13 protein-coding genes are annotated in these 12,571 nt (G+C 39.4%); 3 read left to right on the top strand and 10 right to left on the bottom strand.

Features of this window, described 5'->3' with window-relative positions:
* Positions 1 to 14: 14 nt before the first annotated feature.
* Both trmH and asnC read right to left on the bottom strand, forming a co-directional pair.
* Positions 15 to 701, bottom strand: a complete 687-nt coding sequence (trmH, locus tag GQR46_RS01060) for a tRNA (guanosine(18)-2'-O)-methyltransferase TrmH (RefSeq protein WP_165739431.1) — start codon at positions 699 to 701, stop codon at positions 15 to 17.
* A gap of 41 nt (positions 702 to 742) precedes the next feature.
* Positions 743 to 1,201: a transcriptional regulator AsnC gene (gene asnC / locus GQR46_RS01055; RefSeq protein WP_002958822.1), complete on the bottom strand. Its 459-nt coding sequence runs from the start codon at positions 1,199 to 1,201 to the stop codon at positions 743 to 745.
* A 197-nt stretch (positions 1,202 to 1,398) separates the two neighbouring features.
* On the opposite strand from asnC, the gene asnA reads away from it, so the two are divergent.
* Positions 1,399 to 2,394 carry an aspartate--ammonia ligase gene (asnA, locus tag GQR46_RS01050; RefSeq protein WP_024593433.1) on the top strand — a complete coding sequence of 332 codons (996 nt, stop codon included), beginning with the start codon at positions 1,399 to 1,401 and terminating at the stop codon, positions 2,392 to 2,394.
* Between the two features lie 49 nt (positions 2,395 to 2,443).
* Here asnA and GQR46_RS01045 read toward each other — a convergent pair whose 3' ends face one another.
* The 5 genes from GQR46_RS01045 to gmk form a co-directional block, all read right to left on the bottom strand.
* Complete coding sequence (locus GQR46_RS01045) at positions 2,444 to 4,051, bottom strand: FapA family protein (protein ID WP_165739429.1); 1,608 nt, start codon at positions 4,049 to 4,051, stop codon at positions 2,444 to 2,446.
* 151 nt (positions 4,052 to 4,202) lie between these two features.
* A complete protein-coding gene (locus GQR46_RS01040) occupies positions 4,203 to 4,595 on the bottom strand; it encodes a RidA family protein (protein ID WP_007580015.1) in 393 nt (130 codons plus the stop codon).
* A 12-nt stretch (positions 4,596 to 4,607) separates the two neighbouring features.
* Entirely contained in the window at positions 4,608 to 6,713 is a 2,106-nt protein-coding gene (gene spoT, locus GQR46_RS01035; RefSeq protein ID WP_007580016.1) for a bifunctional GTP diphosphokinase/guanosine-3',5'-bis pyrophosphate 3'-pyrophosphohydrolase, read from the bottom strand.
* A gap of 388 nt (positions 6,714 to 7,101) precedes the next feature.
* Entirely contained in the window at positions 7,102 to 7,377 is a 276-nt protein-coding gene (gene rpoZ / locus GQR46_RS01030) for a DNA-directed RNA polymerase subunit omega (RefSeq protein WP_007378835.1), read from the bottom strand.
* 125 nt (positions 7,378 to 7,502) lie between these two features.
* Positions 7,503 to 8,123, bottom strand: coding sequence for a guanylate kinase (gmk, locus tag GQR46_RS01025; protein WP_165728309.1), 621 nt, complete (start codon positions 8,121 to 8,123; stop codon positions 7,503 to 7,505).
* A gap of 249 nt (positions 8,124 to 8,372) precedes the next feature.
* Between gmk and GQR46_RS01020 the strand changes: the two genes are divergently transcribed.
* On the top strand, positions 8,373 to 9,845 hold the full coding sequence (locus tag GQR46_RS01020; protein ID WP_165739427.1) for an NAD(P)H-hydrate dehydratase: 1,473 nt from the start codon (positions 8,373 to 8,375) through the stop codon (positions 9,843 to 9,845).
* A 13-nt stretch (positions 9,846 to 9,858) separates the two neighbouring features.
* On the opposite strand, the gene GQR46_RS01015 is transcribed toward GQR46_RS01020, so the two are convergent.
* The 3 genes from GQR46_RS01015 to rnk all read right to left on the bottom strand — a co-directional run bounded on the left by GQR46_RS01015 (position 9,859) and on the right by rnk (position 11,351).
* Positions 9,859 to 10,296: a hypothetical protein gene (locus GQR46_RS01015; RefSeq protein WP_007580023.1), complete on the bottom strand. Its 438-nt coding sequence runs from the start codon at positions 10,294 to 10,296 to the stop codon at positions 9,859 to 9,861.
* A gap of 6 nt (positions 10,297 to 10,302) precedes the next feature.
* Positions 10,303 to 10,737 (bottom strand): VOC family protein, encoded by a 435-nt coding sequence (locus tag GQR46_RS01010; RefSeq protein ID WP_165739425.1) that lies wholly within the window; start codon positions 10,735 to 10,737, stop codon positions 10,303 to 10,305.
* A gap of 200 nt (positions 10,738 to 10,937) precedes the next feature.
* On the bottom strand, positions 10,938 to 11,351 hold the full coding sequence (rnk, locus tag GQR46_RS01005) for a nucleoside diphosphate kinase regulator (RefSeq protein WP_010555031.1): 414 nt from the start codon (positions 11,349 to 11,351) through the stop codon (positions 10,938 to 10,940).
* A 397-nt stretch (positions 11,352 to 11,748) separates the two neighbouring features.
* On the opposite strand from rnk, the gene GQR46_RS01000 reads away from it, so the two are divergent.
* Positions 11,749 to 12,571, top strand: an 823-nt coding sequence (locus tag GQR46_RS01000) for a HEPN-associated N-terminal domain-containing protein (RefSeq protein WP_165739423.1), incomplete at its 3' end; no start/stop codon positions are given.

The raw sequence follows: 12,571 nt of genomic DNA, 5'->3' as shown, positions 1-12,571 counted from the left end.
AGAGCTTTAGTCCATCAAGTATGTTTTAAAGCTTGCCAAAATTGCTCGTCAGCGACTATTTCGCCGTTTTCATCAAGTGCAGGATAAGGTAATTTTTTTTGTTTACATTGCCTTGCGATAATAGGGTGGCAGCCTTCAAAGTAAAGTGGATGTTTAACTTCGGCGCTCAGCATATCTCTATTATATAAACCAGCCAGCTCGCGTTGGCGCTGTGCTTCAAACAATATTAGCGCAGCAGCAACCGAAACATTTAGTGATTGCACCATGCCTTGCATTGGAATAATAATATTTTGATCGGCATATTCTAGGGCTTTTTCTGATATCCCTGTTTTTTCTTGTCCAACAATAATAGCCGTTGGCTTGGTGTAATCTACTTCTCTAAAATCAACGGCATCTTCTGATAGATGAGTCGCTAATATTTGTATTTCTGGATTGCGTTCACGCATTGCAGTAACGGCATCATCAATACTTCTATGTAAGTGCGTCTCTAGCCAGTTTTTACTGCCACCTGAGGTATTATTTGTTAGCCATTTTTGCTTTTCAGGCCATACAGCATGTACATGATGGCAACCAACCGCATCAGCACTTCGTACTATTGCAGATAAGTTATGGTGTTTGTGCACGTCTTCTAAACACACTGTTAGGTCTGTTTGACGGCGCGAAAGTACGTCTTCGATTCTTTGATAGCGAGTTTGCTGCATGGTTATCCTCTTTTTTCGGCAATTATACGAGATTTTTGCAGTTAAGGCATTACCGTACGGCTAATTGGATTTTGTAGAGAAATAAGTGTTTCTGTTGATTGTATGGCTTCTATTGCCTGTATTTTATTAATCAGCACATCTTGTAAGTGATCAATGGACTTTGTCATTACCTTTATAAATATACTGTAGTTACCTGTTGTGTAATAAGCCTCTACCACTTCCTCCAATGCTTCTAGCTTTATAAGTGTTTGTGGGTAATCACGTGCGTTATTTAAATTAATACCTATAAAGCAACACACATCGTAGCCTAGCTGTTTAGTATTAATCGTTAATTGGGTGCCTGTAATGATCCCAGCTTGCTTCATTTTTTCAATTCTTACGTGAATTGTCCCAGCGCTTACATTAAATCTTTTTGCTAATTCGGCGTACGCAGTACGGGCATTTGCCATTAACGCATGAAGTATCTGTTTATCGAGATTATCGATTAAATAATTTTCCATTATATATTTGTCATAAAATTATCGAATATATGGTTTTTATACCACTTAATTAATGATTTTTATATATTAAAGCTATTTTTGTTATGGGATATTGAATTAATCCTTTAAATCGTTACATTAACTTCATTAATGGCGCTAGTTAGAGCGCTTTTTATCAATTAAGCAAGTAACAATAACTGGGAATGAGGCCAATTATTATGAGTTCACACTATGTGCAGCAACAGCAGCAAATAAGTAAAGTTAAGCAATTTTTTTCACAACAACTAGAAACCCAACTTGGGCTGGTTGAGGTTCAAGCCCCAATTTTGGCTAAGGTTGGCGACGGCACGCAAGATAACTTAAGCGGCCATGAAAACGCAGTTGCTGTAAATGTGAAAGCGATTACAGATAGCCGCTACGAAGTGGTGCATTCACTGGCTAAGTGGAAACGTAAAACACTGGCTACTTATGGCTTTGGTGTTGGTGAGGGTATTTACACTCAAATGAAAGCTTTGCGCCCAGACGAAGATTCATTAAGCCCTATTCATTCTGTATATGTTGATCAGTGGGATTGGGAAAAAGTAATTAGCGAAACGACAGAGCGTTCGCTGGCAACACTAAAGCAAACTGTTCAATGTATTTATAAAGGGATAAAAGAGACGGAAGCTTTTGTAAGCGAGTCTTATGGTTTAACGCCATTTTTACCGGACGATATTAAGTTTGTGCACAGTGAGGAGCTACGTAAAATGTATCCTGATTTTAGTGCTAAGCAACGCGAAAAAGCCATTGCACAAGAATATGGTGCTGTATTTTTAATTGGTATTGGTGGCGTGCTTGGAGACGGCAAAATTCATGATGTAAGAGCCCCAGATTACGATGATTGGTCTACGCCAACATGCGATCAATATATGGGTTTAAATGGTGACATTTTAGTATGGAACCCAGTACTTGAAGATGCATTTGAAATATCATCAATGGGTATACGTGTAAGTCCTGAGGTTTTAAAAGCGCAGTTAAGTACAACTGGAGATGAAGACCGCTTAGAGTTTGATTGGCATAAAGCGCTACTACAAAGTAAATTTCCGCAAACGATTGGCGGTGGAATAGGGCAGTCGCGCTTGGCTATGCTATTGCTACAAAAGCAGCATATTGGCCAAGTACAAGTGGGTGTATGGCCAAGTCAAACTTATGATACGGTAAGTGGCTTACTTTAAATTGTAAAAAAGTGAGTTAATTTGAGTGCTCAATAGAGCACTCAATTTTTTAGTGTGTTTTAAACTCTATTTCAATTTTATTATTTAAAAGTTTAACGTTGCACGGAGGGTAATTGCGGATTGTTTTAAGTACTTTATCAAAAATATGAATCTCTACGCCTGAATGCAAAACAGAATTCACCGTTAAATTAGCGTCGCTAAGTAAATCGTGTAAGTCATGATCTAAGTTTGAAAGACGTTTTTCTAATAGTTCTGCTTGCTCACAGTAATGTTTCTGAGTAGCTCCAATTTTAGTAATTAATATTTTCTTCTTTTCGGCATCCTTCACTAAATCAGTTTTTTCTAGCGCTGCTTGCAGCGTATCTAATTGTGCATCTGTTTTAGCTAAGTCTTTAAAGCAATTATCAGTATCCGCTGTTATTTCAGCGCCAGAAGTCGCTAGGTTAATAATCATTTTAGCGCCTGATTCATTCCCTATTTCGCCAGCAATGAGAGTTGTTGCATCAAGTATTTCACCACCAAATATTTTACCCTTAGGTAAGTCGGATTGGCCTACTTGCAGTAAGCGCTTAGCTTTTATTACACAATGGCTTGTTTGGCGATCAATAAAAATATTATTTGCATCGAGGTAGCAATACTGCGAGTGAGATACATGAATATCACCTAGCGCAATTAGCTTGCAAGAAAGTGACTTACTATCCATTTTTTGATGGCCAATAATGCCTTGTTTAACCGTGATGTTTCCTCCTGCAGTAAGCTCGCCAGATTCAACCGTGCCAAATATAGTAATATCGCCTTTGGCAGTTACTTTCATCCCTGGGTCTATATTGCGAGTAACAATAACACTGCCTTGAAAATCAATATGGCCGCTTTTTACATTTACATCTGAAATGGTAAAAATATCGTCGACACGCATACCATTATTAATTTCAACCGGAACACCAGCAATAGTAGAGACTAACTCAAGCGGATTCATTTTTGATATTTCAGTCCCTTCGCCGGCGACTAATTGTTTATTTTCTCCGGGTTTTGCGGGCAGTATGTCACCTATTACGGTAAAGCCTTCTTTACCGGGAGTTGCAGGTTGCTGGCGAATAAGCACAGAGCCAGGTTCTACGCTTGCAAGCTTGCCAAAGTCGCGCATATCCACACTGCCATCTTCTTTGAGCTTGGGCGCTTTTAAACGGTCTTTTAAAGTCTCTACGGTTGTTATTAGTTTAGTGGCTAAACCATCGCTTGGGAGCCTACCTTTAGCTAATATCCCCTTAACGACAGATCCTGCAGAGTGTTCAGATTGTTTTTGTAGCAGCTGTTCTAAAAAAGCTTGTTTATACCCACGCACAATACCTGCTTTAACGAGTTGTTTTTTTGCATCTTCTAAGCTTAATAACTTTCCACCTTGGGCAAGCGCTAGCTCGCCAATGGCCAGCATTTTATCGTCGCTAATTGTTACATTTAAAGTGGCATTGTGTTTTGTTGCTACAACGAGAGTTTGTTGTGTGTTTTCGTTTTTAAAAAAATCATTAATAGCGTCATGATCTATTTTACAGTCGCAAAAAGCTGACTTTTCGAGAGCCTCTAAAATAAATGCAGCGCTGGGAGGAATATGTTCTTTTACATCAAGTAAAACATTTCCATTGTTGGCAAGCTTAAACACGAGTTAATCCTTTTTTACTACTTAAGTTAAGTTTGTTTTTTAAAACACAACTACAGATTGCTAGAAATTTACATTTGAGTCAAGAAGTCAGATAAAACGAAGTGTGGAGCGAAAAATAAAGGCTATAGAGAAGCTCTATAGCCTGTAATACTTAATTGGTAGAAGGTAATTCCATTATTCCGTCTATTTCAACTTGTGCACCTTTTGGTAGTGCACGAACACCTAATGCAGCTCTAGCTGGGTAAGGTTGTTTAAAGTATTGGCTCATCACTTCATTTACAGTGGCGAAGTTAGATAGATCAGTTAGGTAAATATTGATTTTAACTAAATCGTGAATTTTTCCGCCTGCTTCTTCACATACCGCAGCAATATTTTTAAATACTTGATGCGTTTGCTCGCTAAAATCTTCTGAAATCATTTCCATCGTTTCTGGAACTAATGGAATTTGACCAGATAAATAAACAGCGGTACCTACTTTAACTGCTTGGCTATAAGTGCCAATAGCTGCAGGTGCTTTGTCGGTAGAGATAAATGCTTTATTCATGTGTTTCCTATTTTATTTTTTACGATAGACTTTTTGTACATCAGGCATAACGCGAATGCGGCGCATAATGTTAGCAACGTGGATACGGTTTTTAACGGTAACCCCTAAATCTATCACGTATAAATTACTTTCTTTTTCATCGGTGGCAATTTCGACAATATTGGCTTGGGTTGTAGCGACAACATTGGTTAGCTTAGCTAACGCGCCTTGATGGTTAATAATTTCAACTCTCAGAGCTGCAATATATTCTTTTTCTGGGTTATCGTCCCATTTTACAACTAAGTATTTAGAGCGCTCATTTTCCCAACCACGAATATTTTTACATTCTTGGCGGTGAACGGTCAGGCCCTTACCTTGGCTTATATGAGCCGTAATGGCATCGCCTGGTACAGGTCGGCAACACTTAGAGTAATTCACTAACATGCCTTCAGTACCAATAATGGTCGCTTTAGCTTGGCTTGTTATATCAGTTAAATCGTCATTGTCATTTTGCAATAAGCGCTTGGCAATTAACATACTCATTAAGTTACCAGAGCCAATTTCTACAAGTAATTCAAGAAGCGTAGTTAGTTCGTGCTCTTCAAGTACTCTCGCTATATTTTCATCAGCAATGCTATCTAGTTTGTTTTCGCCTAATGCCGAATCAAGTAAACGACGCCCTAAAAGCATAGCCTCTTCATGATGCTGGCTTCTAAGGTAATTACGAACACCCAAGCGTGCTTTACCAGTAACAATAAAGTTTAGCCATGTTGCATTAGGGTGGGCACCTGAGCTTGTTATTATCTCTATGGTTTGCCCTGTATCTAATGGCCGACTTAAAGGATGTGGCTTGCGATTAACGCGAGCGCCTACACAAGTGTTGCCTACATCAGTATGAACCGCATACGCAAAATCGACTGCGGTAGCGCCCATTGGTAGCTCAACAATACGACCATCAGGTGTAAATACGTAAATTTCTTCTGGGAATAGCTCAGTTTTTACGTTTTCAATAAATTCAAACGATGAACCCGCACTTTGCTGAAGTTCTAATAAGCTTTGCATCCATTGGCGAGCACGTTGCTGCGAAGTATTACCTGCACCATCACCTGATTTTTTATACATCCAGTGCGCCGCTACACCTTTGTCGGCCATCTGATCCATATCGTGAGTACGAATCTGAATCTCAACAGGTATTCCGTGTGGGCCAACTAATGAAGTATGAAGCGATTGGTAACCATTAGTTTTTGGTACAGCAATATAATCTTTAAAGCGTGTTTCTATAGGCTTATAAAGACTATGAGCCACACCTAATACGCGATAACACGTATCCATAGAATCAACTGCAATTCTAAACGCGTAAATATCCATAACTTCGTTAAATAGCAGTTCTTTATTAAGCATTTTTTTATAAATACTATATAAATGTTTCTCACGGCCTGACACAGTCGCTTTAATGCCTGACTCTTCAAGACGTGCTTCTATTTCATGTTGGATATTAGTGATAACTTCTTTGCGATTACCACGTGCTTTAGCTACTTCAGATTTAAGTGCGCGATGACGCATAGGATATAAAGCTTGAAAACCTAAGTCTTCAAGCTCATTTTTAATATCGTGAATACCTAAGCGGTTTGCTATTGGCGCGTAAATCTCAAGCGTTTCACGTGCTATTCTGCGGCGCTTATCTGGGCGCAGTGCCCCTAAAGTACGCATATTGTGCGTTCTATCAGCAAGCTTGATTAAAATAACTCGAATATCCTGAGTCATTGCCATAATCATTTTGCGGTAGTTTTCAGCTTGGAATTCTTTTTTATCTTTAAAGCTGAGCTTATCGAGCTTACTTACACCTTCAACGAGTTCTGCCACAGTTTCGCCAAAAATTTCGGCTAAATCTTGTTGGCTAAAATCAGTATCTTCAATTACATCATGCATTAGCGCGGCCATGAGCGTTTCATGGTCAAGATGCATGCCTGCAAGAATTTGGGTTACTTCTACTGGATGAGTTATGTAAGGTTCGCCACTTGAGCGAGTTTGTCCTTCATGGGCCTCTCGGGCTACCACGTAAGATTTTTGAACCAGCTCTACATCAGCAGCGGGCAAGTATTCTGAAATTTTCTTTTTAAGACCTTCAAAAAGATACATTCACACTCCAATGTTCTAGGGCCTGTTGACCTTTCAGGATTAAAATTTGTTCAATCTAGGGGCGATTTAATCGCGGCGCGAGGTTTTTAGCCTAGCGGGCTAAGTAAAAATCGAGCAACAAAGAGTAAATTGCCCCTAGGCAGAACCCTTTGGGCAGCGCATGTTTTGCATTTATGCTGCGTTATCGCCTATTTATGGGAAATAACCACACTACATAGGCTCTGCCTTGCCTAAATACCAAGCATACTGCTGCAAATTTAACCTCGAAAGATAAAAAGGCTCTAGTGAAGCAAATTAGGTAAGCTACGAATATACGATGAAATGAAAGGATTGCCAACGGCTATAGTAGAAATACTGCGCCGTTGGCTAAATCAGACCGGGAGGTCGATTATTGGTTGCCACCAACAATGGCAGCAACAGCAGCTAATTCTGCTGCTTCTTGGTGTTGTTGTTCTTCACGGTCAATTAAGTCCATTGAAGCGCTATCAACTAAACCTAATTCAATTTCACGTAAAGCAACTACCGTTGGCTTATCGTTTTCAGGGTCTACTAGTGGAGTTTTACCACCAACAGCAATTTGGCGGGCACGACGAGCCGCAACTAAAATTAAGTCAAAACGATTACCAACTGCATCTACTGCATCTTCAACTGTTACGCGGGCCATCACAGCACTCCAAAAATAATTTAAAAGCAAAGACGTAGTTTACTCCAAGGAGCCACTTTCGCCAATAGCCAGTGTTCAATTTTTATCAGTTTTACTTGCCTAAGCCTAATTTAAGTAGGCTTAAATTATTTAAGCAGACTATTTAGTAAAACTTGATGACGATCTTCTTGCGCTTTTAGTGTTAAGCGCTGAGCCATTACAATCATTTCTATGTCGGCAAGTGCGTCCTCAAAGTCATCATTAACAATTACAAAGTCGTATTCATTATAATGTGATGTTTCAGATTGTGCTTTTGCCATACGAGAGGCAATAATCTCAGCCGAATCTTGGCCACGGTTATTTAAGCGTTGTTCTAGTTCTTCTTTTGAAGGCGGTAGAATAAAAATAGTTTGTACGCTTGGCATAATTTTGCGCACTTGCTGAGCGCCTTGCCAATCAATATCTAAAAACACATCAATACCCGCATCAAGTTGCGACTCAATAGCCTGCTTTGATGTGCCGTAGTAATTATCGAATACTTGAGCCCATTCAAAAAAGTCATCTTTGGCAATAAGCGCTTTAAATTCGTCTGTAGATACAAAGTGATAATGCACGCCATTTTCTTCACCTGGGCGAGGGGCGCGAGTTGTATGTGATACAGATACTTTCATGTCAGCGTGTTTTTTTAATAACGCATTGATTAAGCTTGATTTACCAGCACCAGAAGGGGCTGACAAAATAAATAAGTTACCGCGAGTTTGTGCCATGCTTTTCTCTACCTAAAAATAAACAGGCTTGGATTACAAGTAAACCAAGCCTTTAATTAACTGCATTGTACTTTAATTAGCTCACCTTGCTCAAGTTAGACGTGCTCAAGTGAGTCATGCTCAAATTGAAGTGGCAGTGTTTTACTAAGTTAGACTTTAAATAAAATTGCAGTTTAAATTCGTCAACAGAACTAGCCGCTAGATATAAGTATTTGATAAGGTGAGGTATCACCTAGTAAAGGAGCCTCTATGCTTAATAAAACCTTATTTACCGCACAACAAGTAAGAGACAATGAAGCTTTAGCGGCTAAAAATAGTCATTGTGATTTATTTACCCTAATGCAGCGTGCAGGCGAGGCTGTATATAAGCAATGGCAGTTATTTGAACAGCATACATTAGTCATTGTTGGCCATGGTAACAACGCTGGAGACGGTTACGTTGTAGCTAGGCTTATTATGCAAGCAGGTAAAGAGGTAACAGTATGCGCAGCTGAGCCTAATAAAGTATTAACCGGTGATGCTGCAAAAGCGCAGCAGCTATGGGTAGAAGCGGGTGGGGTGGTTTCTCATTTTACAAAAGATGCTCTTAATGAGTGCGATATCGTTATTGATGCTCTACTTGGTACTGGCCTTAAAAGCACCGTGCGCGATAACTTTGCGGGCATAATTAAAGCGGTAAATAACAGTGGTAAGCCCGTAATAAGCATTGATATTCCATCAGGCATTGAGGCGAATACAGGGCAACCTTTAGGGTGTGCAGTTCAAGCGACTTCAACCGTTACTTTTGTGGGTATTAAGCAAGGGCTGACAACGACGGCAGGTAAACAATATAGCGGTAAGTTAGTATTTGATGACTTAGCAATTGGCGATGCGTTTATTCGTATCGCTCAATCATCAGGTACTCTGATTAATATCAATAGCTTTAAAGGAATAGCCACGCGGGCAATCAATAGTCACAAAGGAAGCCACGGTAAACTTTTATGTATTGGTGGCAATCAAGGTACTGCAGGTGCAATTAGGTTAAGTAGTGAAGCAGCTCTTAGAACGGGTGCTGGCATGGTAAGAGTGTATACACACGAAAGCTCAATAACGCCTATTAGTATTGGCAGACCAGAACTTATGGTAAGCAGTAATAACTTACATCAAGCGCTAGAGTGGGCAAGCTGCGTTGTTATTGGCCCAGGGCTTGGGCAAGACGAGTGGGCACAACAAACATTCGATGAAGTAATGCAATATTGCCAAAACAATAAAATGCCATTGGTTATAGATGCAGATGCCCTTAATTTACTGGCTAAGAAAGCTTCATCATACACGTTAGAGCAATGCGTACTTACTCTACATCCCGGCGAAGCTTCGCGACTGCTAAGTGTTAGCACCAGCGACATAGAATCAGACCGCTTTAATTATGCCCGCCTTTGCGCTAAACGCTATAACGCGACTTGTGTATTAAAAGGCGCAGGAACATTAATAGATAATGCCCAGCACACGTGGGTATGTGAAGATGGCAACCCGGCATTGGCCGTTGGCGGCAGTGGCGATGTACTTACTGGTATTATTGGTGCCTTACTTGCTCAAGGTTTAACTATTGATGAAGCAGCACTCTATGGTGTAACACTGCATGCTAGAGCCGGTGATATCGCCAGTGAGCGAGACGGGCAAAGGGGAATGCTACCCAGTGATTTATTCGCAATTGTAAGAGAGTTAGTTAATAAAGTGACGTGAGTTTAAGCGTCACTCAACTATCAGTGTTCGGCTTTAAATTGTGGAACGTTATTGCACCCACTAAAAAGCATACACCTACATAAAGCCAAACACTGCTAGCTATAATATTCCACGTATCGGCTCGTATTAATGCAGGGATAATTATTAAGCTTCGTATGATACACAAGGTTGCAATAGCAATTAAAGCGGTTCTAGTAAGTACTATGTTACGCACTAAGCCAATTGCTGATAAGGCAAATGCAGTACAGGCAAACATAAGTCCAGCTATTGCAATACTACCTAAAGGCGCAAGGAATGTACCTTGCTGTGATGATTCTATTATTTGTATTGGAGCGCGAGCAAATATAAACCAACTAGTGCCACCCCATATACAAAGTAAATGCCATACAGCCGCTGCAGATGCAATAACTCCTGCGCTTAATAAAAATTTTGCTTTTATATTTAACAGCATTTTATCTCACTGATTATTAAGCTGTAATAAATCCCATTTTGTACCATATAAGTCTTCAAAAACCACTACGGTGCCATAGGGTTCTACTCGAGGCTTTTCGTTAAATGTAACGCCTTTAGAAAGCATTAAATTATAATCTCGCCAAAAGTCATTGGTATGCAAAAATAAAAACACGCGCCCACCCGTTTGATTACCAATAGCGCTGATCTGTTCGGGTGTTGTGGCTTTAGCAAGCAGTAGATTAGTCCTGCTCGAATTAGTCCCATTTGAACTAGCCCCGTTTGAATTTGGAGGTGAAATTAACACCCAGCGTTTACCCTCTCCTAAATCAGTATCCTCCACTAACTCAAAGTTAAGCTTTTGAGTATAAAACTCAATGGCATCGTCGTAGTCCTTAACAACTAATGCAATGCTGCCGATATGCTGTTGAACGTTAGTCATGTTTAGCTCACTCCGTACTATTAAATAAATGTGCTTTTTATCATATTAGTAAATGATTACGCAGGGTATATGCCCCCAATATGTAACTTAGTTATAGGTATAAATTAAACAGTATCAATCTGCTTTATAATAAAAAGCAAAACCCAGCTGAGGCTGGGTTTACTTTAAATCGATTTTTTAGTACTAAGTGCATAAAGTGTTTATCTGTGTAATTCACCAGCACGTTCTGGTTGATAGGTTACTTCTTTTATTTTTACCTTTATTAAGCCGCCACTCGGTTTAGGCCACTCAATTTCGTCGCCTTGGTTTAGCCCAAGTAATGCGCTACCAACGGGTGATAATATCGATATTTTATCGCCGCTAGAGTCACTGTTCTTTGGGTACACCAAGGTTAACGTAAATTCTTCTTTAGAAGACTCAACAATAAAGTTTACAGTTGAGTTCATCGTTACAACTGACGATGGCATATCTTTAGGTTCGACTATTGTTGCTCGTGCCAGTTCAGCTTCCAATTCTTCTTTGTTAGCAAAGCTACCTGCAGGCAATGATTCCATTAAGTCATACAATCTATCTGCATCGAGTGATGAGATGATTAGTTCAGGTTTTTTATTCATCTTAATATCCTTAATAATTTTTAATAAATAAAATTAACTCTGAGTATGGCTTGGCATGCATTTAAGAAGCAAAGGGATACGCGAAGTCATTTTATTAATTAGCCACACCTGTGGCTTTTACTTTATTTGTGCCCAATAGCTAAAAACCCAGCCGAAGCTGGGTTTTTATTTGAGCTAGGTGTTTAGGGGATGATTACATCATGCTGCTCGTAGGTTCATAAGTGTTTGTTAATTAATGTGTATTTATGTCGCTATAGCTTTGGTACCCCTCAATATACCCTGAATAAATTGAATTCAGTCATATATGAGATGTTTTAAAAAAATATGTTTTGTAAATTACAGCATAACAATTAAGGTGTTATAAAACCATAACATTTCTCATGTTTAAGGAGTACGAGTGGGAAGATTAAAACACATGATGGAACAAGGCTATAATTCTGACTTGGGAGCGTCTATATGCCCAGACTGCATAAGTGAAGATGGCATAAAGGCTTTTATAATTGAAAATTCAAATGTAGCACCTTCAACCTGCTCATATTGCAATACCACAAACCTTAAAACATGCGATATGGGAATAGTCATTGGATATATTTATGGTTGTATAATCAAAGAGTGGTCAGACCCAGCAGAAGAATTGCCTTATGAGACAGCTGAAGGTGGGTATCAAGGTGAGGTTTTACACACCAGTGAGCTATTGTGGGAGCTTGGTGTCGATGTAGAATATGAGTCGATACATGATGATATAGTTAATTCAATAGAGCAGGGTTATTGGACAAAAACTAACTATTTCTCACTTGCGCGAGATCAAACTTTTACCTATGGCTGGAGGAACTTTTGCCAATTTGTAATTAGTACTTCGAGATATTTTTTTCTTGATACTCAAAATGAATCCTATGATGCAAACCAGCACGATGAAATGAACCCAATCGAAATATTAGATTTAGTTGCTTCAATCATAAAAAATTTGAACATGCTAAAAAAGATCCCAACTTCTCAAGAGATCAAACGAGTTAGAATAGTAGATGATTATAATGAGGCAACTACAGCTTCTCATTTAGGTTCACCGCCTTTAGAATACTGTAAAATGGCTAACCGAATGAGTCCTGCCGGAATACCTATGTTTTACGGTGCATTTGATATAGAAACATCAATCAAAGAAACCTATGAGCCAGAGCCTCACTTAACTAAAAAAGCCGTTGCTGGAAACTTTTACCCTTGTA

Origin of the sequence: Pseudoalteromonas sp. Z1A6 (genome assembly GCF_011378745.1) — a bacterium.
GTDB lineage: Bacteria > Pseudomonadota > Gammaproteobacteria > Enterobacterales > Alteromonadaceae > Pseudoalteromonas > Pseudoalteromonas arctica.
Note: the sequence above shows the minus strand (reverse complement) of the source record. Positions and strands in the feature narration are given on the sequence as shown.

Excerpts from the sequence above, each read along its gene's own strand:
- trmH (WP_165739431.1), bottom strand. The coding sequence starts at position 701 with ATGCAGCAAACTCGCTATCAAAGAATCGAAGACGTACTTTCGCGCCGT.
- asnC (WP_002958822.1), bottom strand. The coding sequence starts at position 1,201 with ATGGAAAATTATTTAATCGATAATCTCGATAAACAGATACTTCATGCG.
- asnA (WP_024593433.1), top strand. The coding sequence starts at position 1,399 with ATGAGTTCACACTATGTGCAGCAACAGCAGCAAATAAGTAAAGTTAAG.
- GQR46_RS01040 (WP_007580015.1), bottom strand. The coding sequence starts at position 4,595 with ATGAATAAAGCATTTATCTCTACCGACAAAGCACCTGCAGCTATTGGC.
- spoT (WP_007580016.1), bottom strand. The coding sequence starts at position 6,713 with ATGTATCTTTTTGAAGGTCTTAAAAAGAAAATTTCAGAATACTTGCCC.
- rpoZ (WP_007378835.1), bottom strand. The coding sequence starts at position 7,377 with ATGGCCCGCGTAACAGTTGAAGATGCAGTAGATGCAGTTGGTAATCGT.
- gmk (WP_165728309.1), bottom strand. The coding sequence starts at position 8,123 with ATGGCACAAACTCGCGGTAACTTATTTATTTTGTCAGCCCCTTCTGGT.
- GQR46_RS01020 (WP_165739427.1), top strand. The coding sequence starts at position 8,373 with ATGCTTAATAAAACCTTATTTACCGCACAACAAGTAAGAGACAATGAA.
- GQR46_RS01015 (WP_007580023.1), bottom strand. The coding sequence starts at position 10,296 with ATGCTGTTAAATATAAAAGCAAAATTTTTATTAAGCGCAGGAGTTATT.
- GQR46_RS01010 (WP_165739425.1), bottom strand. The coding sequence starts at position 10,737 with ATGACTAACGTTCAACAGCATATCGGCAGCATTGCATTAGTTGTTAAG.
- rnk (WP_010555031.1), bottom strand. The coding sequence starts at position 11,351 with ATGAATAAAAAACCTGAACTAATCATCTCATCACTCGATGCAGATAGA.